Here is a 26335-nt window from a genome sequence, read left to right as displayed (position 1 = left end):
CCTCCCGCCGCCAAAAGCCTCGCAGAATCAAATTTTTACTTCTGCCCCGGGGCGTAGGCCACCACGGTGCGGCGGTTGGGCTCCACGCCGGTGGAGTAGGTGGTCACGTTGGGGTAATCCTGCAGGGCGGTGTGGATCACGTGGCGCTCGTAGGCGTTCATGGCCTCCAGGGTCATGTTCTTGCGATACTTGACCACTTTTCCGGCCACCTTCACCGCCAGACGCTGGAGGGACTCCTCCCGCTTGGCGCGATAGCCCTCGGCGTCGATGTGGATGCGCACCCGCTTGGACTGGCCGTGGTTGACGGCGTAGTTGGTCAGCTGCTGGATGGCGTCCAGGGTCTCGCCCCGGCGGCCAATGATGGCGCCCAGGTTCTGGCCCTGGAGGATGATCTTATAGCCGCCCTCGTCGGTGGCGAAGATCTCGGGGGTGGCCTCCACCTCCAGCCGCTCCAGCAGGCCGGTGAGGAAGGCGCTGATCTTCTGGGCCTTCTCGTCGTCAGGGGCGGCGGGGGTCAGGGTGACCTCCTTGTGGACGTGGACGGGCTTCTCCCCGCCGATGAGCACCTCGTCCCCCTCCTGAAGCTGGTTCTGCACGGGGCGGGGGCGGCGCTGCTCCCGGCGCTGGGGCCGGGTGGACTTAGAAGCGGGCTTCCAGGCCGTCTTGGCGGTGAGGATGGTCTCCTCCTCCACGGGCTGGGCGGGGGCCTCGGCCTCGGCCTTGACCTCAGGCTCGGCCTTCACTTCGGGCTTGGGCTGAACAGGCTGGGGCTTGGGGGCCTGGGGCTTTTTGACCTCGGCCTTCTTCTCCTGCTTGGGGGCGGAGGGCCGGGCCACGTCCCGCAGCTCCTGGAAGGGGTCCTTCATGGGCTTGGGGCTGCCGCCCTCCTGGTCCACCTCATAGCTGACGCGGACCTTGGCGGGGTTGCCGCCAAAGCCCAGGAAACCGGACTTGGCCCGCTCGATGACTTCGATGGACACGTCGTCCCGCTCCAGACCCAGCTGGAACAGGGCGGCGGAGATGGCGTCCTCCTCAGACCGTCCGGTGGTCTCGATCCATTTCACCATGGTCAGTTCTCCTCCTTCTGCTGCTCCTGCTCCGGCTGCTGGGCAGACTGCTCAGGGGCGGCGTTCTCTTCGGGGGCGGGAGCCTGGACAGGCTCCTGGACCTCGGGGGCGGGGGCCTCAGGCTTGTTCTCGGGCTTAGTCTCAGTCTCGGCCTGGGCCTGGGTCTTTTTGGCCTCCTGCTCGGCCTTCTCGGCGGCCTTGCGCTCCTTCTTGCTCATAGCCAGCTGGCCCAGCAGCAGGTTGGGGTCAGTGTAGTCGGTGACGGTGTAGCGGTTAGGGCTGTAGGAGCGGCCGCGGGCGTGGGCGCGGATGCCCTCCTTGCTGTCGTTGGGGTCCACGCCGGGCTCGGCGGGGTCGGCCTTGGGGAGCTTCTTTTTCTTGTTCTTCTTCTCCTCCTCGGCCCGGCGGGCGCGCTCCAGACGAGCTTCCTCCTTGCGGCGCTTCTCGTCCTCCTTGGCCTGGCGGGCCTGCTCCTCGGCGGCGACGCGGGCGGCCTCATAGTCCTTCTTCAGCAGCTTGGCGCAGATCAGCTCCTGGATCATGTTCACCAGATACTGGGCGATCCAGTAGATGGACAGACCGGCGGGCACGGTGAAGCCGATCCACAGGGACATGAGGGGCATGGTCCACAGCATGGTCTTGTTGGTGCGCTCCATCTGGTCGTTCTTGGGCTGGGCGCTGTTGATCTTGTTGGTGTCCATGCTCACCTTCATGGACAGGAAGGAGATGACGGTGGACACCAAAGGCAGGATGGTCAGGCCGATGCTGCTCCAGCTGAGACCGTTGGCCCAGAACTTCCAGGTGGGCACGCTGGCCAGGTTGATGCCCAGGAAGCTGAAGTCCATGGCGAAGACCTTAGAACCGGCCTCGCCCAGGGCGTCCTTCACGCTCTGGAGGACGGCGGGGTCGTTCATGGCCTCGGCCATATAGATCTGGGGATAGGCGCCGGTGTTGGCGATGCCGGTGATACCGGCCACGGTGTCGATCATGTCCTTGGGCACGTCCATCAGGTTGACCAGGGGCTCCCGGATGATGGCGTACAGGGCGATGAGCAGCACCAGGGGGATCATGGACCACAGGCAGCCGCCCATGGGGTTGACATGCTCCCGCTCATAGAGCTTCTGGACCTCCAGATTATAGCGCTCCCGGTCCTTGCCATACTGCTTTTGCAGCTGCTGCATCTTGCCGGAGAGCATGGTGGTCTGGATCATGCTCTTCTTGCTCTTCAGGGTCACAGGGAACAAAATGACCTTGATGACAATGGCGAACAGGATCAGGGCCAGGCCGTAGCTGTTCAAAAAGTTATAGAAAAACAGCAGCAGCCAGGAAAATGGCATTAAAATGTATTGCACGTTGAAACCTCCACAAGTTTAAAATGGGGGCAGCGCCGCGGTCTGTTCAGGGCACGGGGTCATACTGAACGGACCTCTGCCGGTGGAAGGGATGGCACCGCAGAACTCTCCGCAATGCCAGCCAGCCCCCCTTCACCGCGCCGTATTTCTCCACGGCCTCCAGGGCGTACTGGGAGCAGGTGGGGATAAAGCGGCAGCATGGGGGGCGCAGGGGGGACAGGTAGCGCCGATAGGCTCGGATCAGGGTGAGCAGCAGGGACTTCATCACGGCTTGTCCGCCTCTTTCTGCTCCTTCGCCTTTTGCTTTTTGGCGGGAGCGGGAGCGGGGGAACCGAGGGTCAGCCCCAGCTTGCGGGTGAGCTGGCGGAAGCTGCGCTCCAGATCGGCATAGCGGCCAAAGATGGCCCGGGTGCGGGCCACCACCACGATGTCGTATCCGGGCTGAAGCCCCGCCTCGTTGGTGCGATAGAGGGCGCGGATGCGGCGGCGGACAAAGTTGCGCTTGACGGCGTTGCCCAGCTTCACCCCGGTGGTGATGCCCAGGCGGCTGTAGTCCCGGCCCGTCTTGCGGCAATAGATGGCGAAATAGGGGGACACCGCGCTCTTCCCCCGGTTGTACAGGCGGCGGAACTCGTGGTTTTGCTTGAGCGAAACCGTATGCTGCATGAAAACTGCCTCCCAAATACCAAACGGGGGGACGCCTGCGGCCTCCCCAGTCATCTTCCAGTCCCAAAAAGCCCCGGAATGCACACATGGGGCGGGGGAATACTCCCACGCCCCTTTTGCGCAATTTATGGCTTTATGGCAACTGTGTCCTCTCGTCGCATCGCAAACAGCGATCCGACCCTTGTGCTGCGTTACCGATGCCGCTTGGATATCCCGGCGGATCAGTAAGACAGACGAGCGCGGCCCTTGGCGCGGCGGCGGGCCAGCACCTTGCGGCCGTTCTTGGTGGCCATACGCTTGCGGAAGCCGTGCTCCTTGGAACGCTGGCGCTTCTTGGGCTGATAGGTACGAAGCATGGGGGACACCTCCTCATCAGATTTCAAGCCGGCTCTCCCGGCCCAACAACAGCCCGTTTTACGGGGCTGCGGTCTGCGTGGTATCGGTCAGACTGACCGGCGTTCTGCCGCCGGAAAAGGGTACAAGAACCCCTCCTTTGCTCAGAACGCAAGATTCATTATAGACGATGAGCGGCGGCGCTGTCAACCGTATTTTTCGCCCCGGCGGGGAAATTTTTTTCTGTTTCCGCCCCCTGCACCACATCTAGTGGCCGCCCGGGTATCCGGCTACAATTTGTCCACAGGTCTTTCCACACATTTATATAAAAAATATTGCGATGTCCACAGCCTTCTGCTATAATGGTGGAGAAAAATTCTGCCCTTACAGGCCGCTTTCAGCGGCAGCTTTCTCAACGCCTTTTCCTTTTTTCCGGGGAAAGGCGCTTTGGAGGTTATGCCCTTTTGGCCCCGGTAAGGCGTTTTCCCAGCCCGATCTCTAACATCCAACGACCCGGCTTATGGCCGGACAGCCCCCGCAAGTTCAAAACCGTGAAGGAGGGTCCCCATGAACCTAGCCACAGACATCTGGGCCAAGGTGCTGGAGCTGATGCAGCCCGACATGACCACCACCACCATCCACACCTGGTTCGACGACGCCACCGCCGTCGCCCTGGAGGAGGACCGCTTCGTCCTCTACTCCCCCACCCGCTTCAAACGGGACATCATCGCCACCCGGTATGTTCCCTTCATCCAAAAAGCCCTCCACGAGCTGTTCTCCACCGACTTCGACGTGGCAGTCCTCACCGAGGGCGAGCTGGACACCTATCAGCAGCCCGCCAAGAGCAGCTTTCTCCCCGGCACGGAGGAGTATACCTTCGAGCGGTTCGTGGTGGGCTCGTCCAACAAATTTGCCCACGCCGCCGCCCGGGCGGTGGCCGACAACCCGGGCCACAGCTATAACCCCCTGTTCATCTATGGCGAGTCCGGCCTGGGCAAGACCCACCTGCTTTACGCCATCGCCCACACCATCCACGACAACCACCCGGACTATAAAGTGGTCTACATCAAGGGCGACACCTTCACCAACGAGCTGATCCAGGCCATCCGAGAGGGGCGCAACTCCGAATTCCGGGAGAAATACCGGGGGGCGGACGTGTTCCTCATGGACGACGTGCAGTTCATCGCCGGGCGGGACTCCACCCAGGAGGAGATGTTCCACACCTTCAATACCCTGTACGAGCTGAAAAAGCAGATCGTCTTCACCTCTGACCGCCCGCCCAAGGAGATGCTCCGCCTGGAGGACCGGCTGAAGACCCGGTTCGAGTGGGGCCTGCTGGCGGACATCCAGCCCCCCGACTATGAGACCCGCATGGCCATCATTAAAAACAAGGCCATCCGCATGGGGGTGGAGCTGCCCGAATTCCTGCTCCAGCTCATCGCCGAGAACATCACCGCCAACGTGCGGCAGATCGAGGGCACCGTGAACAAGATCATGGCCTATCAGGACCTGATGGGCGACTCCGTGGACAAGGAGACGGTGGTCCGGGCCGTGAAAGACATGTTCAAGGAGAAGTCGGACATCGTGCCCACGGCGGAGGTCATCATCGACGAGGTGTGCAAGTTCTATAACATCGAGCCCGCCGTGCTCAAGGGCCAGGGCCGGGCCAAAGACATCTCCATGGCCCGGCAGATCGCCATGTACCTCATCCGCCGGATGACCAACCTGTCTCTGAAGGAGATCGGCAAGGAGTTCGAGGGCCGGGACCACACCACCGTGCTCCACTCCATCGAGCGCATCGAGGATCTGTCCAAAAACGACCCGGAGAAGGCGGAGATCATCAAGGACATCACCGCCAACATCAATATCCGCTACGAATAAGCAGATACGGGTATATCCGGGCAGAATGAATATGCTTGCATAAATATTCAATCCATGCATCCGTATTCAGCAGGATTTCCTGCAAAACGGGCGTCTGGGGCGATCTCTTTTTTAAAATTTTTCCAAAAGTTGTCCACACTTGTTTGTGGAATGTTCGTGGACGGATGTGGAAAACTTTTTGACCGGATCGGTCCTGTGGAAAAGCCCAAATTTTTATCCCCACCCCCTGTGGACGGCCAAATCGTTGGCTCCCAGGGCTTTTCCCAGGTTTTCCACACTTTTTTTCTCTACGGCTATTGTTACTAAAATAATCCTATCCTCTCCTCTTGTTGCGGAGAGAAAGAAACTGGAGGCATCCCAATGAAATTCTCCTGCGAGAAGGCCCTGCTCTCCGCCGCGGTGTCCGTGGCGTCCCGGGCGGTGGCCGCAAAAAGTTCCATCCCCGCCATGGAGGGCATCCTCATCGAGGCGGGCAGCCAGCTGCGCCTCACCGGCTATAACTTAGAGACGGGCATCCAGGCCACCGTCCCCGCCGAGATCACCCAGCGGGGCTCTCTGGTCCTGTCCGCCCGGCTCTTCGGCGAGATTGTCCGCAAGATGGCCGACGACGTGGTGGTCTTCTCCGCCGAGGGCTATATGGTCAACATCAAGTGCGGCCTGTCCGAGTTCAATATCCTGGGCAGCGACCCGGAGGAGTTCCCCGAGCTGCCCACCGTGGACCAGCAGAACGCCCTCACCCTGCCCCAGCCCACCCTGCGCTCCATGATCGGCCAGACCCTGTTCGCCGTCAGCGACAACGAGAGCCGCCCGGTGCACACCGGCTCCCTCTTCGACGTGGAGGGGGACAGCCTCACCGTGGTGTCGGTGGACGGCTATCGCCTGGCCCTGCGGCGAGAGGCCGTGGCCGAGAAGAAGGGGGCCGACGCCTTCTCCTTTGTGGTCCCCGGCTCCGCCTTGAGCGAGGTGGAGAAGATCTGCTCCGGCGAGGAGGACGTCACCGTCATCCAGGGCGCCCGGCACATCCTGTTCCAGACCGGGGATATCGTGCTGGTCTGCCGCCGGCTGGAGGGGGAGTTCCTCCCCTATAAAAGCGCCATCCCCCGGAACAACCCCATCCACGTGGAATGCAGCGCCCGGGCACTGCTGAGCAGCATCGAGCGCGTCTCCCTTATCATCAGCGAAAAGCTCAAGTCCCCCCTGCGGTGCGTCTTCGGCAGCGGCATGGTGTCCATCACCACCAAGACCGCCATCGGGGACGCCGCCGACCAGTGCCCCATCGACGGCGACGGCCAGGAGCTGGAGATCGGCTTTAACAACAAATATCTCATGGACGCCCTGAAGGCCGCCCCCGCCGAGAAGCTCCGCCTGGAGTTCACCTCCGGCGTGGCCCCCTGCGTCATCCTCCCCGCCGAGGGCGAGGAGAACTTCATCTATATGGTCCTGCCCGTGAGATTGAAGGCAAATTAAATGATATTAAGTTAAATTTTAATTTGGTTATACGAAATGTATAGAAAAGCCTTCCCCTGGGGGAAGGTGCCCTCGAAGAGGGCGGATGAGGGGAAGGCCGAAGGGCTGTGAGCTGTTGCGTGGGAATCCTCCAGTCATCGCCTTGCGGCGATGCCAGCCCCCTTTGACAAGGGGGCCTATTGGTGCAGCACATCAGCCTCCCTTGTGAAAGGGAGGTGGCACGGCGAAGCCGTGACGGAAGGATTCCGTTCCCCCGTCCTAAGCCTTCCCCCTCCCAGGGGAAAGGTGGTCCCGAAGGGACCGGATGAGGGTGGGTATCGTGGGTGCGGTGGCCATCGCGGGCGGACACAGAGGTCCGCCCCTACAAAAGCCATCGTGACGCGCCGTAGGGGCGGACCTCTGTGTCCGCCCGCCGACAACGGATGCACCCCGTGGTCCCCCTCATCCGTCACGGGCTTGCGCCCGCGCTACCTTCCCCCAGGGGAAGGCAAAAACAAACCCAACCAGAAAGAGGCAGCTATGGAAACTGAACACGTTAAAATTCACACTGAATTCATCAAGCTCCAGGACCTTTTAAAATTTGCCGGGGCGGTGGAGACGGGGGGCGACGCCAAGCTCATCATCCAGGAGGGCCGGGTGGCGGTGAACGGCGAGACCTGCACCATGCGGGGCAAGAAGATGCGCCCGGGGGACAGCGCCGTCATTGACGGCGAGACGGCCCTGGTGGTGGAATGATCGTCCGCAGCCTGGCTCTGGAGGGCTTTCGCAATTACGAGGCCCTGCACGTAGACTTTCACCCCCAGGTGAACCTGATCTACGGGGACAACGCCCAGGGCAAGACCAACCTGCTGGAGGCCATCGCCTATCTGTCCTCCGCCCGGTCCCACCGGGCCCGGTATGACCGGGAGATGATCGGTATGGACCAGACCGCCGCCGACATCCGGGGGATCGTCGAGAGCCGGGGCCGCACCTTCACCGTGGAGGCCCAGCTGGCCCGGGGCCGCACCAGAAAGCTCTTCTCCAACGGGGTCCGGCTGAAAAACGCCGGGGAGCTGGCGGGGGTGCTGAACACGGTGCTGTTCTGCCCGGAGGACCTGTACCTCATCCGGGAGGGGGCCGCCGCCCGGCGGCGGTTTCTGGACAGCGCCATCTGCCAGCTCCGCCCCCGGTACGCCCAGGCCCTGGCGGAATATGGCCGATTGTACGAGCACAAGACCCGGATACTCCGGGACTGGAGCGAGCACCCATCCCTGCTGTCCGCTTTGGACGACTTTGACCTGCGCATGGCCCAGATGGGGGCCCTGCTCATCCACTATCGGGCCCACTTCGTCAAGCGGTTGCAGGAGGCGGCGCCCCCCATCCACCGGGACTTCTCCGGCGGTGGGGAGGAGCTGAGCCTGACCTATACCACCGTGTCCAACATCCCCGACCCCCTGGCCTCGCCAAAAGAGCTGCTGCCCCTGCTGCTGGACCACCAGGCCCGGCATAAACAGGCGGAGCTGGACAGCCGCCAGTGTCTCTCCGGCCCCCACAAGGACGACCTGCTGGTAGACATCAACGGCCTGTCCGCCAAGACATACGGCTCACAGGGCCAGACCCGCACCGCCGCCCTGTCCCTGAAGCTGGCTCAGCGGGAGATCTTTCAGGCGGAGACGGAGGAGTGGCCCGTGCTGCTGCTGGACGACGTGCTGTCTGAGCTGGACAGCCGCCGCCAGGCATTTATTTTGAACCGTATCCGGGGCGGACAGGTGTTTATCACCTGCTGCGAGGAGGAAAAATTAGAGGGGCTGGAGGGCGGCAAGGCCTTCCATGTCCAGGGCGGAAGCCTGATTTGACCGGAGTTAGGAGGAAACGCCGTGTATCTGCACTTGGGCCAGTCGGTGGTGGTGCCCCACCGGGAGATCCTGGGCATCTTCGACCTGGACAACGCCAGCTGGGCCTTTAAGACCCGGGAATTTCTGGAGCGGGCCGAGGCCGAGGGCCGGGCCGTGTGGGTGTGCGACGATCTGCCCCGGTCCTTTGTGCTGGTGGGCGGCCAGGGCGAAAAGCCGACCGTATATATCTCCCAGCTGTCCTCCGCCACCCTCCTCAGCCGGGCCGAGCGCAATTCCTTTGAGTAGAATACAGAAAACCCAGGAAAGTTGAGAGCGGAGAGGAAAGAAGCAGTTTTCTTCCCCCTCCCCTCTCAACCATTCCACGAGATCATTTACCGGAGGTAGTTATGTCAGAAGAATTGAACGAATTGAATTCCACCCAGGTGGAACACGAGTATGGCGGGTCGGAGATCCAGGTGCTGGAGGGCCTGGAGGCCGTCCGCAAGCGCCCGGGCATGTATATCGGCTCCACGTCCGAGTCCGGCCTGCACCACCTGGTCTATGAGATCGTGGACAACTCCATCGACGAGGCCCTGGCCGGTTACTGCACCAACATCACCGTGACCATCAACCCGGGCAACACCATCACCGTCATCGACAATGGCCGCGGCATCCCCGTGGACATCCAGCCCCAGACGGGCAAGCCCGCCCTGGAAGTCGTCTTCACCATCCTGCACGCCGGCGGCAAGTTCGGCGGCGGGGGTTATAAGGTCTCCGGCGGCCTCCACGGCGTGGGCGCGTCGGTGGTCAACGCCCTGTCCGAGTGGCTGGAGGTCCAGGTCCACAAAAACGGGAAGATCTATGAGATGAAGTTCTCCCGGGGCAAGATCACCCAGGAAATGAAGGTGGTGGGCCAGACGGACCGCACCGGCACCACCGTCACCTTCAAGCCCGACCCGGAGATGTTCGAGACCCTGGAGTATCAATACGAGACCCTGCACACCCGTATGCGGGAGGAGGCCTTCTTAAATGCCGGCCTGCGCATCCAGACGGTGGACCTGCGTCCCGGCCAGGAGCAGGAGGACGACATGTGCTATGAGGGCGGCATCCGGGAGTTCGTCTCCTGGATCAACCGGGACAAGGACGCCCTGCACGGGGACGTGATCTACATGTCCGGCTCCCGGGAGGACTCTATGGCCGAGGTGGCCATGCAGTATAACGACGGGTATAACGAGATGATGGTCTCCTTTGCCAACAACGTCCACACCCCCGAGGGCGGCATGCACGAGGAGGGCTTTAAGCGGGCCCTGACCAACGTGCTCAACGCCTATGGCCGGAAGATCAAGCTGCTCAAGGACGACGAGAAGGTCTCCGGCGAGGACTGCCGGGAGGGCCTGACCGTGGTCATCTCCGTCAAGCTCACCGAGGCCCAGTTCGAGGGCCAGACCAAGGCCAAGCTGGGCAACAGCGAGATGCGGGCCCTGGTCAATGCCATCGTCAGCGAGAAGCTGGAGACCTATCTGGAGGAGAACCCCGCCGTGGGCCGCACCATCCTGGACAAGGCCCTCACCGCTAACCGGGCCCGGGAGGCCGCCCGGAAGGCCCGGGAGTCCATCCGCCGCAAGACCGCCCTGGGCGGCGCGGCCATGCCCGACAAGCTGCGGGACTGCAACGAGAATAACCCCGAGCTCACCGAGCTCTACATCGTCGAGGGCGACTCCGCCGGCGGCTCGGCCACCCAGGGCCGTGACTCCCGCTTCCAGGCCATCCTCCCCCTGTGGGGCAAGATGCTCAACGTGGAGAAGGCCCGGGCAGACAAAGTTTATGGCAACGACAAGCTCCAGCCCGTGATCACCGCCCTGGGCGCGGGCATCGGCGAGGAGTTTGACCTGGCCAAGCTGCGCTATCACAAGGTGGTCATCATGGCCGATGCCGACGTGGACGGCGCCCACATCCGCACCTTGCTGCTCACCTTCTTCTTCCGCTTCATGCGGCCTTTGATCGAGGAGGGCTATGTCTATTCCGCCGTGCCCCCCCTCTATAAGCTGACCCGGGGCAAGACCACCCGGGTGGCCTTCTCCGACGAGGAGCGGGACCAGATCTCCGCCGAGATGCGGGGCGGCAACCCCAACGTGAAGATCGACATCAGCCGCTTTAAGGGCCTGGGCGAGATGAACCCCCACGAGCTGTGGGAGACCACCATGGACCCGGAAAAGCGCACCCTGCGCCGCATCGAACTCACCGACGCCGTAGCCGCCGACGCCACCTTCAACGTCCTGATGGGCGAAAAAGTGGAGCCGAGAAAAGAGTTCATCGAGCGGAACGCGAAGTATGCGGTGAATTTGGATTATTAAGAGAAGCGCTCATCGACGAGAATAAGGAGACAACCAAAGATGTCTAAAAAACCCCAATACGACCCCGAGGAGATCCGGTATCCCCAGCAGAAGATCGTCACCTCTCCTCTGGTCCCTGAGATGGAGAAATCCTATATCGAATATGCCATGTCCGTCATCGTGGGCCGGGCCCTGCCTGACGTGCGGGACGGCCTGAAGCCCGTCCACCGGCGCATTCTTTACGCCATGTACGAGGACAACCTGACCTCGGACAAGCCCTTTAAGAAGTCGGCCACCTGCGTGGGCGACGTGCTGGGCCGGTATCACCCCCACGGCGACGCGTCGGTGTACGACGCCCTGGTCCGTCTGGCCCAGGACTTCTCCATGCGCTACATGCTGGTGGACGGCCACGGCAACTTCGGCTCCGTGGATGGCGACCCCCCGGCCGCCTATCGTTACACCGAGGCCCGGCTGAGCAAGATCTCCGACGAGATGCTCCGGGACATCGAAAAGGACACGGTGGACTGGGACCCCAACTTTGACGAGAGCCGCAAGGAGCCCCGGGTGCTGCCCGCCCGCTTCCCCAACCTGCTGGTAAACGGCTCTTCCGGCATCGCCGTGGGCATGGCCACCAACATCCCCCCCCACAACCTGCGGGAGGTCATCAATGCCACCATCTGTGTGCTGGACGACCCGGAGTGTACCCTGGCCGACCTGATGGAGCACGTGAAGGGCCCCGACTTCCCCACTAAGGGGATCATCATGGGCCGCAGCGGCATCCGGGCCGCCTATGCCACCGGCCGTGGCCGCCTGATGGTCCGCGCCCGGCACGAGTTTGAGGAGTTCGGCAAGGACCGCACCCGCATCGTCATCACCGAGATCCCCTATCAGGTGAACAAGCGCCAGCTCATCAAGAACATGGCCGACCAGGTGGAGGACAAGCGGCTGGAGGGCATCTCCGACATCCGGGACGAGTCTGACCGGAACGGTATGCGCATCGTCATCGAGCTCAAGCGTGACGCTAACCCCCAGGTGGTGCTCAACCGCCTGTTCGCCCAGACCCAGCTTCAGACCACCTTCGCCATCAATATGCTGGCCCTGGTGGAGGTGGACGGCAAGCTCCAGCCCCGCATCCTGTCCCTGCGGCACATTCTGGACCAGTATATCGCCTATCAGGAGCAGGTCATCATCCGCCGCACCAAATATGACCTGCGCAAGGCCCAGGAGCGGGCCCACCTGCTGGAGGGTCTGCTGGTGGCCCAGGACAACATCGACGAGGTCATCCACATCATCCGCTCCGCCTATGATGACGCCAAGCAGCGCCTGATGGACCGCTTCGGCCTGGACGACGTGCAGGCCCAGGCCATCCTGGACATGCGCCTGAAGGCCCTTCAGGGTCTGGACCGGGAGAAGCTCCAGAGCGAGTATGACGAGCTGGAGAAGCGCATCGCCTATTTCCAGCGCCTGCTGGCCGACGAGGCCATGCTCCGGGGCGTTTTGAAGGACGAGCTCATCGCCATCCGGGACAAGTATGGCGATGACCGGGTCACCGAGATCCAGGACGTGGAGGACGAACTGGACATCGAGGACCTGATCGAGGAGGAGCAGTGCGTGTTCACCCTGACCCAGGCGGGCTATATCAAGCGCACCCCCGTCAGCGAGTATGCCGCCCAGTCCAAGGGCGGCCAGGGCCGCAAGGGCATCACCACCCGGGAGGAGGACTATGTGGTGGACGTGTTCACCGCCTCCACCCACGACTATCTGCTCTTCTTCACCGACACGGGCAAGGTCTATCGCAAGAAGGGGTATCAGATCCCCGAGAGCGGCAAGGCCGCCAAGGGCACCAACATCGTGAACATCCTCCAGGTGGAGCCGGGGGAGCGGGTCCAGACCATGATCCACTTCCGGGACTTCACTGAGGAGGAACTGTACCTGTTCATGGTCACCCGCCGGGGCACGGTGAAGCGCCTGGCGGTGTCTGCCCTGAAGAACATCCGGGCCAGCGGCATCCGGGCCCTGCGCCTGGACGAGGGGGACGCCCTCATCTCCGTGCTGGAGACCGACGGCGGCCAGGACGTGCTCATCGCCACCCACGACGGCCAGGCCATCCGCTTCCCCGAGGATAAGGTCCGGGCCATGGGCCGGGACGCCGTGGGCGTCCGGGGCATCCAGCTGCGGGACGGCGACTATGTGGTGGGCGCCGGTGTGGTCCAGCCGGGCCGCGCTGTGCTGGCCATCACCGAAAAGGGCTTTGGCAAGCGGACCGACCTGGAGGAGTATCGCATCACCAACCGGGGCGGTCTGGGCATCCGCAACTATATGGTCACCGACAAGACCGGCCCCGTTGTGGGCATCAAGGTGGTGGACGGCACCGAGGACCTGCTGCTGGTCACCCAGGCGGGCATCCTCATCCGCACCCACGTAGACGCCATCCGCATGGCGGGCCGCGCCACCCAGGGCGTCATCGTCATGCGCTTTAAGGAGGAGGGCGATCAGGTGATCGCCATGGCCCTGGCTGACCGGGAGGAGGACACTACCCCCGCCCCGGAGCAGGCCGCCGCTGAAGAGGAGTAAATTATGAGCCTTTCTTCCTTTGGAGACAATGGCCGAAACGGGGGAAAGAAACAACTCTCCCCCAACATGATCCTGCTGCTGGTGGGCATCTTTGTCATCTTGCCCATGTCCGGCCTGTTCGGCCTGCTGTGGACCGCCGTCGCCGCCGTGCTGCTGGTAAAGCAGGCGAAAAAAGAGGGGGCCGACGGAGACAAGCGCTCCGCCCCCCTGTCCCCCCGGCGAACGGAGACAAAAGGCCCCGCCCCGTTCGTATCCAAAGTCACCAAGCACACCTATCAGAGCGTCACCAGACCCGCCCCCCGCAAGCAGGAGCAGCATGACCACATCCAGTCCACCTGTCTGGGCCAGGCAGGCCGCCTGGAACAGCTGGAGACCCTGAGAAAAGCCGGGCTCTATACCAACGAGGAGTATCGGCAGAAGAAGGAAGAGATCTTGAGGGGGAAGTGAGGGGCACGCGGGCGGCCAAAGGCCGCCCCTACGAAATGCCACCGACATTTGGCGTAGGGGCGGCTATTAGCCGCCCGGGGTAGAATTGCCGGTCATCGACGGGCCGACACGGAGGTCGGCCCCTACGGCGAGTTACGATGGCTTTTGTAGGGGCGGACCTCTGTGTCCGCCCACCGTTGGCGCACGGGTATCGCGGGCGGATGATATCCGCCCCTACACCGGGCCACCGATACCCCACCACGCACCAGGAGAACACCAACATGAAAACTGTCACCATCTACACCGACGGGGCCTGTTCGGGCAACCCGGGGCCTGGGGGGTGGGGGGCCATTCTGATGTACGGCCCCCACACCAAGGAGCTGTCCGGGGGCGAGGCCCAGACCACCAACAACCGCATGGAGCTCACCGGGGTGATCTCCGCCCTGGCCCTTTTGAAGGAGCCCTGCCGGGTGGAGCTGTACTCCGACTCTAAATACGTCATCGACGGCCTGGGCAAGGGCTGGGCCAAGGGATGGCGGGCCAGGGGCTGGGTGAAGAGCGACAAAAAGCCCGCTCTGAACCCCGACCTGTGGGGCCGCCTGCTGGACCTGTGTGAGGAGCACGACGTACACCTCCACTGGGTGAAGGGCCACGCGGAGAACCAGTACAACAACCGCTGCGACCAGCTGGCCGTGGCACAGAGCCAGAAATATAAATAAGACCGGGCGCGGAAAAGCGAGCATTTTCCGCGCCCTTTAAAAAATTTCCACTGTGCCTCCCTTGTCAAAGGGAGGTGGCACGGGCGCAGCCCGTGACGGAAGGATTCCGACCACAGGAAAGCGATCCTGAAAACGGAATCCCTCAGTCATCGCCTGCGGCGATGACAGCCCCCTTTCACAAGGGGGCCTGAAAAGCTATTTTGCAAGGAGGAAACCCCCATGAACGAATTCAAAGGCAGCCAGGACTATGTGGCCTCGGAGGAGCTGATGCGCTCGGTGAACATCGCCATGGTGCTGCAAAAGCCCCTGCTCATCAAGGGCGAGCCGGGCACCGGCAAGACCATGCTGGCCGAGGCCATCGCCGCCGCCCTGAACAAAAAGCTGCTCATCTGGAACATCAAGTCCACCACCAAGGCCCAGGACGGCCTGTATGTCTATGACGTGGTGCAGCGGCTGTATGACAGCCAGTTCGGCGGCCAGGGCGTGGACAACATCGAAAAATACGTGAAGCTGGGCAAGCTGGGCGAGGCCTTCACCGCCGACGAGCAGGTGATCCTCCTCATCGACGAGATCGACAAGGCCGATCTGGAGTTCCCCAACGACCTGCTGTGGGAGCTGGACCGCATGGAGTTCCACATCCCGGAGACAGGCCGCACCGTCACCGCCAAGCACCGCCCGGTGGTCATCATCACCTCCAACGCGGAGAAGGAGCTGCCCGACGCCTTCCTGCGCCGGTGCGTCTTCCACTATATCGAGTTCCCGGACAAGGAGCTGATGGCCCAGATCGTCCGGGTCCACTTCCCCGACCTGGACGACAAGCTGCTCACGCAAGTCCTGGAGGCATTCTATAAAATTCGCCAGCTGCCCCAGATCAAGAAAAAGCCCTCCACCAGCGAGATCATCGACTGGATCCAGGCCCTGGTCCACGGGGGCGTGGACCCCCGCCGGGTGGTGAAGGAGGTGCCCTATCTGGGCGTGCTGCTGAAGAAGAACGAGGACATGGACGCCCTGCGGCGCAACTGGCGGTGAGCCTATGTTCGAGGATTTTCTCTATCTCCTCCGGGCCAGCGGCCTGAAAGTCTCGCTGACGGAGTGGATGTCCCTGATGGAGGCACTGGACAAGGGGCTCCACGGGTCCAGCTTCACCGGCTTTTACTATCTGTGCCGCTGTCTGCTGGTGAAGAGCGAGGCGGACTTTGACCGGTTTGACCGGGTGTTTCTGGAGTATTTCCGGGACGTGCCCTTCCAGCAGGAGGTGTCCCAGGAGCTGATGGACTGGCTAAACCGGCCCGACGTGCTGAATGACTATGCCAACTGGGACGAGGAGCAGGCCCTGAAGAACATGGGCCTGTCCGAAGAAGAGATCGAGCGGATGCTGAAGGAGCGCATGCAGGAGCAGAACGAGGAGCACAACGGGGGCAATTACTGGGTGGGCACCCACGGCATGTCCACCTTCGGAAACTCCGGCCTGTCCCCCAAGGGCATCCGGGTGGGGGGACAGTCCATGTACCACCGGGCCTTTCGGGTGGCGGGGGAGCGGAAATTTAGGGACTTCCGCCGGGACAATACCCTGGACACCCGCCAGTTCCAGGTGGCCCTCCGCCGCCTGCGGCAGTTCTCCGGCCTGGTGGACCTGCCCCCTACCGAATTCGACGTGGACAACACCATCAAGGACACCGCCGACCAGGGCGGCGTGCTCCAGGTGCGCTATAAGCGCCCACGGGAGAACACGGTGAAGGTGCTGCTGCTCATGGACTCCGGCGGCTCCATGGACTACTACAGCCAGCTGTGCTCCTCCCTGTTCCAGGCGGTGAGCAAGTCGGGGCACTTCAAAGATCTGAAAGTCTTTTATTTTCACAACTGCGTCTATGGCCGCCTGTATAAGGACCCCATGCTCTGGACCAGGGAGTCGGTGCTGACCGACTGGGTGCTGTCCAACCTGCCCGGGGACTGGAAGGTCATCTTTGTGGGGGACGCCCAGATGGCCCCCTACGAGCTGCTGGGGGGCTATTATGGCCGGAACAACACCGGCGACGGCCCCCAGTGCGGCCTGGACTGGCTCAAGCGCTTTAAAAGCCGCTACACCAACGTGGTCTGGCTCAACCCCAGCGAGCGCCCCGTGTGGGGCGACTACTGGACCCAGACCTACGACGCCATCGCCCGGGTCTTCCCCATGTTCCCCCTCACCGTGGAGGGCCTGGAGGAGGCCATGAAGAAACTGCTGGCGAGGTGAGGGGAAAACCCCTCAGTCGCCTGCGGCGCCAGCTCCCCTTTCAGGGGAGCCTAAGAGCCTTCCCCTGGGGGAAGGTGCCCCAGTGCGCACACTGGGGCGGATGAGGGGAACGCTGAAGGGCTGGAAATTTTCCCGACGGAATCCCCCCGCCGCTTCGCGGCCCTCCCCCCTTTAACAAGGGGGGCTGCTGTTACGTACCATTAGGCCCCCTTGTCAAAGGGGGCTGGCATCGCCGCAGGCGATGACTGGAGGATTCCGCCGAAAATGCGGCGGCCATCGCGGGCGGACACAGTACCCGCAAGGGGTATGCCGCATCCGTAAGGCTCCTTCGTCGCCAACGGCTGCGCAAAGGTCCGCCCCTACGAGAGCCATCGTAGCCTGGTGTAGGGGCCGACCTCCGCGTCGGCCCGCCGATAACGGATGCACCCCCGTGGTCCCCTCATCCGTCACGGGCTGCGCAGTCGTTGGCAGCTTTGCTGCCTTACGAATGCGGCGTACCCCTTGCGGGTGCTTGCGCCAGCGCCACCTTCCCCCAGGGGAAGGCAAACAGAAACCCCCGCTGGAAATGCGAATTTCCAGCGGGGGTCGTGTTATTTCTGAACTTTTTGCTTAGTAAGCCAGCTTCTCCTCCAGCCAGCTCTTCAGCTGGTCGATGGGGACGCGGACCTGCTCCATGGTGTCGCGGTCGCGGATGGTGACGGCGTTGTCGGCGGGGGTCTTGTCGTCGCCCACGGTCTCGAAGTCCACGGTGATGCAGTAGGGGGTGCCGATCTCGTCCTGGCGGCGATAGCGCTTGCCGATGGAGCCGGCGTCGTCGTAGTCCACCATGAAATACTTGGACAGCATCTGCTGGATCTCGCGGCCCTTCTCGCCCAGCTTCTTGCTCAGGGGCAGCACGGCGCACTTATAGGGGGCCAGGGCGGGGTGCAGGCGCAGCACGGTGCGCACGTCGTTCTTCTCGGCGTCCACCACTTCCTCGTCATAGGCGTCCACCAGGAAGGCCAGGGTCACGCGGTCAGCGCCCAGGGAGGGCTCGATGACATAGGGGATATAGTGCTCGTTGGCCTCCTGATCGAAATAGGACATGTCCTTGCCAGAGGTCTTCTGGTGGGCGGTCAGGTCAAAGTTGGTCCGGCTGGCCACGCCCCACAGCTCGCCCCAGCCGAAGGGGAAGACGAACTCGAAGTCGGTGGTGGCGTTGGAATAGTGGCTGAGCTCCTCGGGGTCGTGGTCGCGGAGGCGCAGATTCTCGTCCTTCATGTTCAGGTCCAGCAGCCACTGGTGGCAGAACTGCTTCCAGTAGGCGAACCACTCAAGCTCCGTGCCGGGCTTGCAGAAGAACTCCAGCTCCATCTGCTCGAACTCACGGGTGCGGAAGGTGAAGTTGCCCGGGGTGATCTCGTTGCGGAAGGACTTGCCCACCTGACACACGCCGAAGGGCAGCTTGCGCCGGGTGGTGCGCTGCACGTTCTGGAAGTTGACGAAGATGCCCTGGGCGGTCTCGGGCCGGAGGTAGACGGTGTTCTTGGCGTCCTCGGTCACGCCCTGGAAGGTCTTGAACATCAGGTTGAACTGGCGGATGTCGGTCCAGTTGAACTTGCCGCAGGAGGGGCAGACGATCTGGTGCTCGTCGATGAACTCCTTCATCTGGGTCTGGCTCATGGCGTCCACGCTGTGGCCCAGGTCGAACTTGTTCTCCTGGCACCAGTCTTCGATCACTTTATCGGCGCGGAAGCGCTCCTTGCACTCCTTGCAGTCCATCAGGGGGTCGGAGAAGCCGCCCACGTGGCCGGAGGCCACCCAAACCTGGGGGTTCATCAGAATGGCGGCGTCCAGACCCACGTTATAGGGGTTCTCCTGGACGAACTTCTTCCACCAGGCCTTCTTCACGTTGTTCTTCAGCTCCACGCCCAGGGGGCCGTAGTCCCAGGTGTTGGCCAGGCCGCCGTAGATCTCGCTGCCGGAGAAGATGAAGCCGCGGCCCTTACACAGGGCGACGATCTTTTCCATGGTCTTTTCGGTGTTCTTCATGGGGATCAAACTCCTTCTGTCTTGATTTTGTTGTGACTCAGGGCAGAAAAAAACGCCCCGAGCCCAGGTAAGGCTCAGGGCGAACATAAACAATGTCCGTGGTTCCACCTGAATTCGCGCCTGGCTGGCGCGCACTCTCCTCCCGGTAACGGCGGGGACCGGCGGGCCATTTCCTGCCCGCGCTCCAGAAGTGCCTTCCCGCCGCGCCATCGAAGGGCTTTCACCGTCCGCCCTCTCTCTGCGTCCCGGACGCGGGGTACTGTTCTCTGTCGTTGCTGTTACCGGACATTTTATTACAGAACCGGGCCGGTGTCAAGGGGCGGATAGATGATTATAAAGAAGACAAAGGCAAAAGCCTTCCCCCAGGGGAAGGCTTTAAGCCGTAAATGCCCGCCCCCGCACTTGTGTTTTTTCGGGTGCCATGATAAAATAATTACTTAACTTAAATGAACACGAAGAAAGCGCCGGAACGGAGGACAATACTTTATGGAACGAAAGACCACCCAGATATCCCAGGCGGAGGTGGAGCGCCAGCTGGCCCTGTGCGACGACATCTGCCGGGTGACCGGGCAGTGGGCGGACAAGCCCCTGGCCCTGGTGGACACCTATGGCTGCCAGCAGAACGAGGCCGATTCAGAGCGCATCCGGGGCTATCTGGAGCGGATGGGCTTTGGTTTTACCGATGACCCGGAGCAGGCCCGTATCATCGTCATCAACACCTGCGCCATCCGGGAGCACGCCGAGCAGCGGGTGTTCGGCAACGTGGGCGCCCTGGTCCACACCAAGCGCCGCCACCCGGAGCAGCTCATCTGCCTGTGCGGCTGCATGGTGCAGGAGAAGCACGTGGCTGAGAAGATCCGCCAGTCCTATCGCCACGTGGACCTAGTCTTCGGCCCCCAGGCCCTTTGGAAGTTTCCGGAGATGGTCCACACCCTGCTTACCCAGCGGGGGCGCATCTTCTCTGTGGCCGACGAGGCCGGTTCCATTGCCGAGGGCATCCCCACCGTCCGCCAGGACGGCATCAAGGCCTGGGTGTCCATCATGTATGGCTGCAACAACTTCTGCACCTATTGCATCGTGCCCTATGTCCGGGGCCGGGAGCGCTCCCGGGCGCCGGAGGACATCCTGAACGAGGTGCGGGGCCTGGTAGAGCAGGGCTATAAAGACATCACCCTGCTGGGTCAGAACGTGAACTCCTATGGCAAGGACCTGCCCGAGCCCATGGACTTCTCTGACCTGCTGTCCGCTGTCAACGACATCCCCGGAGATTTTCTCATCCGATTCATGACCTCTCACCCCAAGGACGCCACCCACAAGCTGTTTGAGACCATGGCCCGGTGCGAAAAAGTGGCCCCCGTCCTCCACCTGCCCTTCCAGGCGGGGAACGACCGCATCCTGAAGGTGATGAACCGCCGCCACACCCGGGAGCAGTATCTGGACAAGATCCGGGACCTGAAGCGCCTGATCCCCGACATCGTCCTCACCTCTGACATCATCGTGGGCTTCCCCGGGGAGACCACGGAAGAGTTTGAAGACACCCTGAAGGTGCTGGAGGAGGTGCGCTTCGACGCCCTGTTCACCTTCATCTACTCCCCCCGGGTGGGCACCCCCGCCGCCAGCATGGACGACCCCATGTCCCGGGAGGAGAAGCTGGCCAACTTCAACCGCCTCACCGCCCTGCAGGACGCCATTTCCGAGGAAAAGCACGCCGCCTACATCGGAAAGACGGTGCGCTGCCTGGTGGACGGCCTGAGCGACGACAGCCGCTATGATTTGACCGCCCGCACCCCCGGCAACCGCCTGGTCCGGGTGGTGGGCGACAAGTCCGCCTTGGGACAGTTCAAAGAAGTAAAGATCACCGGGGCCAACAAATGGTCCCTGTTTGGGGAGCTGGAGTAAAGACGCGATATAAAGCCTTCCCCCTGGGAGGGGGAAGGCTTTTGACCCCGTCCAAAACTCCTACCTCATCCCTCCTACCTCCTAACTCACAGAAAGCCGGTGTACTATGGCAGAGATCACCCCCATGATGCAGCAATATCTGGACATCAAGGCCCAGAACCCCGATTCCATTCTGTTTTTCCGCCTGGGGGATTTTTACGAGATGTTCAACGAGGACGCCAAGCTGGTGTCCAAGGAGCTGGACCTGACCCTGACCACCCGGGACCGGAACAAGCCCCCGGAGGAGCGCACCCCCATGTGCGGCGTGCCCTATCACTCCTGCGAGGGCTATATCGCCCGGCTCATCGCCAAGGGCTATAAAGTGGCCATCTGCGAGCAGACGGAGGACCCGGCCCTGGCCAAGGGCCTGGTGGACCGGGACATCATCCGGGTGGTCACCCCGGGGACGGTCATCTCCTCCTCCATGCTGGAGGACAGCAAGAATAACTATCTCTGCGCCGTCTACGCCGACTCGGCCCGGTATGGCCTGTGCCTGTGCGACCTGTCCACCGGCGAGGTGTATGCCACCGCCTTCCCCGCCGGGGGGGAGAATCTGGACCACCTGAAAAACGAGCTGGCCCGGTTCCACCCGGCGGAGGCCCTGCTGTCCGCGGGAGCCTGGGAGGTGGACGGCCTGCGGGACTTTTTGAAGGAGCGGCTGGACTGCCCCTGTGAAAACGGGGGGGAGGGCCGGTTCCGCCCCGACGTGGCCCGGGCCCTGGCGGAGAAGCAGTTCCAGTCTGGATTAGACGGCCTGGGAGCGGGAGAGGAGGCCGCCGTGCAGGCGGCGGGGGCCCTGTTGTCCTATCTGTACGAGACCCAAAAGACCGACCTGAGCCACATCGCCCACTTCACCTACTATACCACGGGGCAGTTCATGGAGCTGGACCTCACCGCCCGCCAGACCCTGGAGCTCACCGCCACCATGCGGGGCAAGGAGAAGAAGGGCAGCCTGCTGTGGGTGCTGGACAAGACCCGCACGGCCATGGGCGGGCGGCTGATCCGGGGCTGGCTGGAGCGGCCCCTTCTGTCCCCCGTCCAGATCTCCCGGCGGCAGCAGGCGGTGGGCGATTTAGTGGAGAACAGCATCACCCGCCAGGAGCTGTCCGCCGCCCTGCGGGAGGTGACGGATCTGGAGCGGCTCATTGGCCGGGTGGTCTATGGCTCCGCCGGGGGCCGGGACCTGGCCGCCCTGAATACCGGCCTGGGCAAGCTGCCCCACATCCGGGAGCTGCTCGCCCCCTGCCCCTCCGCCCTGCTCCAGTCCCTGGGGCAGCAGCTGGACGACCTGCCCCAGCTGCGGGACCTGCTGACCCGTGCCCTGGTGGACGAGCCACCCTTCTCCGTGCGGGAGGGCGGCTTCATCCGGGACGGCTTTGACGGCGAGGTGGACCGGCAGAGGAATATTCTCAACCACTCCGCCGAGCTGCTGGCCCAGCTGGAGACGGACACCAAAGAGCAGACCGGCATCAAAAACATGAAGATCAAGTCCAACAAAGTGTTTGGATACTACATCGAGGTAGCCAAGTCCCAGATCGACCTGGTTCCCGACAGCTGGACCCGGAAGCAGACCACGGTGAACGCCGAGCGGTATATCTCCCAGGAGCTGAAGGAACTGGAGCACGCCATTATGTCCGCCCAGGACACGGTGACCGCGTTGGAGTATCAGCTGTTCTGCCAACTGAAGGACCAGGTGTGCCAGCAGGTGGCGGCCATCCAGGCCTCCGCCGGGGCGGTGGCCCAGGTGGACGTGCTGAACTCCTTTGCCACGGTGGCGGCGGATAACCGCTATTGTATGCCCCAGGTGGACGACTCCGACGCCCTGACCATCACCCAGGGGCGGCACCCGGTGGTGGAGAAAGTCCTGAAAGGGGTCCCCTTCGTCCCCAACGACACCCACATGGACCGGGGGGAGGACCGGTGCGCCATCATCACCGGCCCCAACATGGCGGGCAAGTCCACCTATATGCGCCAGGTGGCCCTCATTGTCCTGATGGCGCAGATGGGCTCCTTCGTCCCCGCCCAGTCGGCCCACATCGGCGTGGTGGACCGGGTGTTCACCCGCATCGGGGCCAGCGACGACCTGGCGGCGGGCCAGTCCACCTTTATGGTGGAGATGACCGAGGTGGCCGCCCTGCTGAAAAGCGCCACCCGCCGCTCCCTGCTCATTCTGGACGAGATCGGACGGGGCACCAGCACCTATGACGGCATGTCCATCGCCCGGGCGGTGCTGGAATACTGCGCCGACCCCAAGCGCCTGGGGGCCAAGACCCTGTTCGCCACCCACTATCACGAACTGACCGTGCTGGAGGGCCGCATCCCCGGGGTGAAGAACTATCACATCGCCGCAAAAAAGAAGGGGGCGGACGTGATCTTCCTGCGGAAAATTCTACGGGGCGGCGCGGACCAGAGCTATGGCATCGAGGTGGCCCGCCTGGCCGGGGTGCCCGAGGGGGTCATCCGCCGGGCCAGAGAGATCCTGACCGAGCTGGAAGGCGGCCAGGGGACCCATCCCCAGCCGGCCCAGGCGCCGGAGGACGACCAGTTCTCCATGGCCGACCTGGGCAGCCGGGCGGTATTAGACCGCCTGGAGCAGACCGACGTGAACGCCCTCTCCCCCATCCAGGCGCTGAATCTGTTAGACGAGTTGAAGCGGATGCTGGAGGGGTGAACCGCCGTAGGGGCCGACCTCCGCGTCGGCCCGTCGACAACAGATGCACCCCGCAGATGCATTGACCTCAAAACAAACAGCATAAACAAAATCAAAAAATACAAACCGTATTCAAAATTGACCCAAAAGGAGCCATTTATCATGCATCATGGAGAACTGATTTTGCGCCAGCCCCGAAAGGACGAACTGTATTGGATCTGCACCTTTGTGGTGAGTCTCATCCCCTGGGGCCTGTCCCGGGCCTATCTCACCCAGGAGACGGTGACCGCCGGCGTGCTGGCCACCCTGGCGGTGCTGGTGGCGGTGCGGGTGACGCTGCTGAAAAATTGGAATGTCCGCCGGGTGGCCTGGACAATGGATGACCGGGCCCTGGAGCTGGACGGCCGGACCATTTTGATCGGGGATATTCAGTCCGCCTTTCTCCGCCAACACACCATGACCCGGGGGGTGTGGACCCTGACCATCTGGACCAAGACCCCGCTGCGCCTGGCGGGGGTGGCCGTCGGGCCCCAGCGCCTGGCCTCCCTGCACAGTCTGCGGCAGCTGTCCGCCGCCCTGGACCAGGTCCGGGGCGTGGAGCCCCAGGTGTAAGAGAAGGGGTACATCATGCCTGAGATCGCAGTATTAGACCCGCATGTTGCCGATTTAATCGCCGCCGGCGAGGTGGTGGAGCGGCCCGCCAGCGCCGCCAAAGAGCTGATCGAAAACGCGGTGGACGCCGGAGCCTCCATCGTCACGGTGGAGATCGCCCACGGGGGCATGACCTTCCTCCGGGTGACGGACGACGGGGGCGGCATCCCCGCCGACCAGCTGAAGACCGCCTTTCTCCGCCACGCCACCAGCAAGCTCCACTCCGCCCGGGATTTAGAGGCCATCGGCACCCTGGGCTTTCGGGGCGAGGCTCTGGCCGCCATATGTGCCGTGTCCCGCATGGAGGTGCTCACCTGCACCGCCGACGCCCCCCTGGGGGCATCCCTGACGGTGGAGGGGGGCGTGCCCGGCCAGGTGGAGGAGGCGGGCTGTCCCCAGGGCACCACCATGGTGGTGCGGGACCTGTTCTATAACACCCCCGCCCGACAGAAGTTTTTGAAAAAGGACGCCGCCGAGGGGGCCGCCGTATTCGCCGTGGTGCAGAAGGCAGCCCTGTCCCACCCGGAGGTCTCCTTCCACTTCATCCGGGACGGCAAGCAGGAGCTGATGACCCCCGGGGACGGACAGCTGAAGTCCGCCGTCTACGCCGTACTGGGCCGGGAGCTGGCCCTTGGCTTCCGCCCGGTGCAGTCCGCCGGGGAGGACATGTCGGTCACCGGCTTTGTGTCTATGCCCGCCTGCTGCCGGGCCAGCCGGAACTGGCAGTTCTTCTTCGTCAATGGCCGCCCGGTGAAAAGCCCCCTGATGACCGCCGCCGTGGAGCAGGCCTATCAGAACCAGAAGATGGTGGGCAAGTTCCCCGGCTGCGTCCTCCACCTGGACATCCGCCGCAGCGCCGTGGACGTGAACGTCCACCCCGCCAAGAGCGAGGTGAAGTTCGGCAGCGAGCGCCAGGTGTTCTCCGCCGTGTACCACGCAGTCCTGTCCGCACTGGAGGCGGACCGCTCCCGGCCGCAAGTGGAGCTGAAGCCCAGGCCCATCCCCGGGGTGCGCTCCCTGGACCAGGTGACGGAGCACCAGCTGACCATCACCCCCCGCCCCGCCGCCAAGCCCGCCGGGACGATTAAGCCCGAACCCGCAGGGGCCGCCGATCTGAGACCCGTAGGGGCCGCTGTCCCCAGCGGCCCGTCTCAACCCCCGCGCCCGGCGATCCCCACGAGACCGGCCACGCCCCCCGTGAACCTGCGGGTCCAGGACAGCACCTATCGCCCCCTGACCCGGGTTTCCCCCGTTTCACCCGTGGCTGTGGAGAAAAAACCGGAGATCTCTGCCCCCACCCCCGTCTCCCCCGCCCAACCGGCGGCTTTTGCCACGGCAGAGAAGCCCCATGTGGAAAACCTAGAGCCGAAAGAACCCGAAAGACCTGTAGGGGCCGCTGTCCCCAGCGGCCCGTCGCCCGAACCCGAGCAGCCCCAGACCCCCGAAGACCTCCCCTGGCGCATGGTGGGCGAGGTGCTGCACACCTACATCGTGGTGGAGCAGGGGGACCGGGTGTTCTTCATCGACAAGCACGCCGCCCACGAGCGGATGAACTTTGACCGCATGAAGGCCCAGGGCTATGACCCCATGGCCCAGACCCTCCTCTCCCCCGTCCTGTGCCGCCTGCCCGCCGAGGAGCAGGAGGTGCTGCTGTCCCACCAGGAATTGCTGGGGCAGTTCGGCTTTGACGTGGACCAGCTGGGGGACGCCCTGGCAGTGCGCCAGGCCCCCTTCGACGTGGACGCCGGGGACATCGAGACCACTTTGTCTGAGCTGGCCCAAAAGCTGCTGACCACCGGGGACGCCGACCCCGCCGCCGCACGGGACGAGCTGCTGCACACCATGGCCTGCAAGGCCGCCATCAAGGGCGGCTGGAAGACCAGCGACCAGGAGCTGGAGCGGGTAGCCCAGGCCGTCATGTCCGGCCAGGTGAAATATTGCCCCCACGGCAGACCGGTGGCCATTGAGTTGACGCAAAAGGAGTTGGAGAAGCAGTTTAAGAGGATTTGAGTTTAGTTAGGAGTTAGGAGGGATGAGATAGGAGTTGGGGGACGGATTGCCACGTCGCTCCGCTCCTCGCAATGACAAGATACGGGGGCTTTCTGTTTCCGTCATTGCGAGGAGGGGCAAAGCCCCGACGTGGCAATCCGTAGCCCCCGTCCTAAAACTCATCACTCATCACTCCTAACTCCTACCTACC

General features: G+C 63.1%; 21 protein-coding genes. 15 read left to right on the top strand and 6 right to left on the bottom strand.

Annotated features, from left to right (window positions below; genetic code table 11):
- Positions 1 to 35: 35 nt before the first annotated feature.
- From jag to rpmH, 5 genes are all read right to left on the bottom strand, one after another.
- Positions 36 to 1067, bottom strand: a complete 1032-nt coding sequence (jag, locus tag ACSAMP_RS11010; RefSeq protein ID WP_457800476.1) for an RNA-binding cell elongation regulator Jag/EloR — start codon at positions 1065 to 1067, stop codon at positions 36 to 38.
- Between the two features lie 2 nt (positions 1068 to 1069).
- Positions 1070 to 2419 carry a membrane protein insertase YidC gene (gene yidC, locus ACSAMP_RS11005; protein WP_457800475.1) on the bottom strand — a complete coding sequence of 450 codons (1350 nt, stop codon included), beginning with the start codon at positions 2417 to 2419 and terminating at the stop codon, positions 1070 to 1072.
- A gap of 46 nt (positions 2420 to 2465) precedes the next feature.
- Positions 2466 to 2684, bottom strand: coding sequence for a membrane protein insertion efficiency factor YidD (yidD, locus tag ACSAMP_RS11000; RefSeq protein ID WP_441796920.1), 219 nt, complete (start codon positions 2682 to 2684; stop codon positions 2466 to 2468).
- The gene (gene rnpA / locus ACSAMP_RS10995; RefSeq protein ID WP_227148032.1) at positions 2684 to 3085 is read right to left on the bottom strand and encodes a ribonuclease P protein component; all 402 of its coding nucleotides are present in this window, start codon (positions 3083 to 3085) and stop codon (positions 2684 to 2686) included. Before rnpA ends, yidD begins: the two co-directional genes overlap by 1 nt.
- A 221-nt stretch (positions 3086 to 3306) precedes the next feature.
- A complete protein-coding gene (rpmH, locus tag ACSAMP_RS10990) occupies positions 3307 to 3441 on the bottom strand; it encodes a 50S ribosomal protein L34 (protein WP_147563723.1) in 135 nt (44 codons plus the stop codon).
- A gap of 544 nt (positions 3442 to 3985) precedes the next feature.
- Here rpmH and dnaA point away from each other — a divergent pair.
- The 11 genes from dnaA to ACSAMP_RS10935 all read left to right on the top strand — a co-directional run bounded on the left by dnaA (position 3986) and on the right by ACSAMP_RS10935 (position 16865).
- Positions 3986 to 5299: a chromosomal replication initiator protein DnaA gene (dnaA, locus tag ACSAMP_RS10985; RefSeq protein ID WP_441796873.1), complete on the top strand. Its 1314-nt coding sequence runs from the start codon at positions 3986 to 3988 to the stop codon at positions 5297 to 5299.
- 360 nt (positions 5300 to 5659) lie between these two features.
- The gene (dnaN, locus tag ACSAMP_RS10980) at positions 5660 to 6766 is read left to right on the top strand and encodes a DNA polymerase III subunit beta (protein ID WP_457800474.1); all 1107 of its coding nucleotides are present in this window, start codon (positions 5660 to 5662) and stop codon (positions 6764 to 6766) included.
- Positions 6767 to 7285: 519 nt separating this feature from the next.
- Entirely contained in the window at positions 7286 to 7501 is a 216-nt protein-coding gene (locus tag ACSAMP_RS10975) for an RNA-binding S4 domain-containing protein (RefSeq protein WP_457800473.1), read from the top strand.
- A complete protein-coding gene (recF, locus tag ACSAMP_RS10970; protein ID WP_457800472.1) occupies positions 7498 to 8601 on the top strand; it encodes a DNA replication/repair protein RecF in 1104 nt (367 codons plus the stop codon). The genes ACSAMP_RS10975 and recF overlap by 4 nt, the downstream gene beginning before the upstream one ends.
- Before the next feature lie 21 nt (positions 8602 to 8622).
- Positions 8623 to 8886 carry an extracellular matrix regulator RemB gene (gene remB, locus ACSAMP_RS10965; protein ID WP_457800471.1) on the top strand — a complete coding sequence of 88 codons (264 nt, stop codon included), beginning with the start codon at positions 8623 to 8625 and terminating at the stop codon, positions 8884 to 8886.
- 101 nt (positions 8887 to 8987) lie between these two features.
- Positions 8988 to 10934, top strand: a complete 1947-nt coding sequence (gyrB, locus tag ACSAMP_RS10960; RefSeq protein ID WP_457800470.1) for a DNA topoisomerase (ATP-hydrolyzing) subunit B — start codon at positions 8988 to 8990, stop codon at positions 10932 to 10934.
- A gap of 39 nt (positions 10935 to 10973) precedes the next feature.
- A complete protein-coding gene (gyrA, locus tag ACSAMP_RS10955; protein ID WP_457800469.1) occupies positions 10974 to 13487 on the top strand; it encodes a DNA gyrase subunit A in 2514 nt (837 codons plus the stop codon).
- Between the two features lie 3 nt (positions 13488 to 13490).
- Positions 13491 to 13934 (top strand): SHOCT domain-containing protein, encoded by a 444-nt coding sequence (locus ACSAMP_RS10950; RefSeq protein WP_457800468.1) that lies wholly within the window; start codon positions 13491 to 13493, stop codon positions 13932 to 13934.
- A gap of 260 nt (positions 13935 to 14194) precedes the next feature.
- On the top strand, positions 14195 to 14632 hold the full coding sequence (gene rnhA, locus ACSAMP_RS10945) for a ribonuclease HI (RefSeq protein WP_227148069.1): 438 nt from the start codon (positions 14195 to 14197) through the stop codon (positions 14630 to 14632).
- Positions 14633 to 14851: 219 nt separating this feature from the next.
- On the top strand, positions 14852 to 15661 hold the full coding sequence (locus ACSAMP_RS10940) for an AAA family ATPase (RefSeq protein WP_441796881.1): 810 nt from the start codon (positions 14852 to 14854) through the stop codon (positions 15659 to 15661).
- Between the two features lie 4 nt (positions 15662 to 15665).
- Positions 15666 to 16865: a vWA domain-containing protein gene (locus tag ACSAMP_RS10935; RefSeq protein ID WP_457800467.1), complete on the top strand. Its 1200-nt coding sequence runs from the start codon at positions 15666 to 15668 to the stop codon at positions 16863 to 16865.
- A gap of 609 nt (positions 16866 to 17474) precedes the next feature.
- Here the strand turns inward: ACSAMP_RS10935 and ACSAMP_RS10930 are convergent.
- Positions 17475 to 18896, bottom strand: a complete 1422-nt coding sequence (locus ACSAMP_RS10930) for a glycine--tRNA ligase (RefSeq protein WP_186878588.1) — start codon at positions 18894 to 18896, stop codon at positions 17475 to 17477.
- A gap of 486 nt (positions 18897 to 19382) precedes the next feature.
- Here ACSAMP_RS10930 and miaB point away from each other — a divergent pair, with 486 nt between their 5' ends.
- The 4 genes from miaB to mutL all read left to right on the top strand — a co-directional run bounded on the left by miaB (position 19383) and on the right by mutL (position 26145).
- Complete coding sequence (gene miaB / locus ACSAMP_RS10925; RefSeq protein ID WP_457800466.1) at positions 19383 to 20795, top strand: tRNA (N6-isopentenyl adenosine(37)-C2)-methylthiotransferase MiaB; 1413 nt, start codon at positions 19383 to 19385, stop codon at positions 20793 to 20795.
- A gap of 106 nt (positions 20796 to 20901) precedes the next feature.
- Entirely contained in the window at positions 20902 to 23505 is a 2604-nt protein-coding gene (gene mutS, locus ACSAMP_RS10920) for a DNA mismatch repair protein MutS (RefSeq protein ID WP_457800465.1), read from the top strand.
- Positions 23506 to 23646: 141 nt separating this feature from the next.
- Positions 23647 to 24096: a hypothetical protein gene (locus ACSAMP_RS10915; protein ID WP_457800464.1), complete on the top strand. Its 450-nt coding sequence runs from the start codon at positions 23647 to 23649 to the stop codon at positions 24094 to 24096.
- A 15-nt stretch (positions 24097 to 24111) separates the two neighbouring features.
- A complete protein-coding gene (gene mutL, locus ACSAMP_RS10910; protein WP_457800463.1) occupies positions 24112 to 26145 on the top strand; it encodes a DNA mismatch repair endonuclease MutL in 2034 nt (677 codons plus the stop codon).
- Positions 26146 to 26335: the final 190 nt, after the last annotated feature.

It is taken from the genome of Flintibacter sp. SJQ-8 (assembly GCF_054108085.1).
The sequence above is the reverse complement of the archived record's forward strand: the minus strand, read 5'-3'. Positions and strand labels throughout refer to the sequence as shown.

What these genes read in the sequence shown, in the direction of transcription:
- ACSAMP_RS10940 (WP_441796881.1), top strand. Translation starts at nt 14,852, where the DNA reads ATGAACGAATTCAAAGGCAGCCAGGACTATGTGGCCTCGGAGGAGCTG.
- jag (WP_457800476.1), bottom strand. Translation starts at nt 1,067, where the DNA reads ATGGTGAAATGGATCGAGACCACCGGACGGTCTGAGGAGGACGCCATC.
- mutS (WP_457800465.1), top strand. Translation starts at nt 20,902, where the DNA reads ATGGCAGAGATCACCCCCATGATGCAGCAATATCTGGACATCAAGGCC.
- ACSAMP_RS10930 (WP_186878588.1), bottom strand. Translation starts at nt 18,896, where the DNA reads ATGAAGAACACCGAAAAGACCATGGAAAAGATCGTCGCCCTGTGTAAG.
- dnaA (WP_441796873.1), top strand. Translation starts at nt 3,986, where the DNA reads ATGAACCTAGCCACAGACATCTGGGCCAAGGTGCTGGAGCTGATGCAG.
- ACSAMP_RS10935 (WP_457800467.1), top strand. Translation starts at nt 15,666, where the DNA reads ATGTTCGAGGATTTTCTCTATCTCCTCCGGGCCAGCGGCCTGAAAGTC.
- mutL (WP_457800463.1), top strand. Translation starts at nt 24,112, where the DNA reads ATGCCTGAGATCGCAGTATTAGACCCGCATGTTGCCGATTTAATCGCC.
- rpmH (WP_147563723.1), bottom strand. Translation starts at nt 3,441, where the DNA reads ATGCTTCGTACCTATCAGCCCAAGAAGCGCCAGCGTTCCAAGGAGCAC.
- recF (WP_457800472.1), top strand. Translation starts at nt 7,498, where the DNA reads ATGATCGTCCGCAGCCTGGCTCTGGAGGGCTTTCGCAATTACGAGGCC.
- rnhA (WP_227148069.1), top strand. Translation starts at nt 14,195, where the DNA reads ATGAAAACTGTCACCATCTACACCGACGGGGCCTGTTCGGGCAACCCG.
- ACSAMP_RS10915 (WP_457800464.1), top strand. Translation starts at nt 23,647, where the DNA reads ATGCATCATGGAGAACTGATTTTGCGCCAGCCCCGAAAGGACGAACTG.
- miaB (WP_457800466.1), top strand. Translation starts at nt 19,383, where the DNA reads ATGGAACGAAAGACCACCCAGATATCCCAGGCGGAGGTGGAGCGCCAG.
- gyrA (WP_457800469.1), top strand. Translation starts at nt 10,974, where the DNA reads ATGTCTAAAAAACCCCAATACGACCCCGAGGAGATCCGGTATCCCCAG.
- dnaN (WP_457800474.1), top strand. Translation starts at nt 5,660, where the DNA reads ATGAAATTCTCCTGCGAGAAGGCCCTGCTCTCCGCCGCGGTGTCCGTG.
- ACSAMP_RS10975 (WP_457800473.1), top strand. Translation starts at nt 7,286, where the DNA reads ATGGAAACTGAACACGTTAAAATTCACACTGAATTCATCAAGCTCCAG.
- ACSAMP_RS10950 (WP_457800468.1), top strand. Translation starts at nt 13,491, where the DNA reads ATGAGCCTTTCTTCCTTTGGAGACAATGGCCGAAACGGGGGAAAGAAA.
- yidD (WP_441796920.1), bottom strand. Translation starts at nt 2,684, where the DNA reads ATGAAGTCCCTGCTGCTCACCCTGATCCGAGCCTATCGGCGCTACCTG.
- gyrB (WP_457800470.1), top strand. Translation starts at nt 8,988, where the DNA reads ATGTCAGAAGAATTGAACGAATTGAATTCCACCCAGGTGGAACACGAG.
- rnpA (WP_227148032.1), bottom strand. Translation starts at nt 3,085, where the DNA reads ATGCAGCATACGGTTTCGCTCAAGCAAAACCACGAGTTCCGCCGCCTG.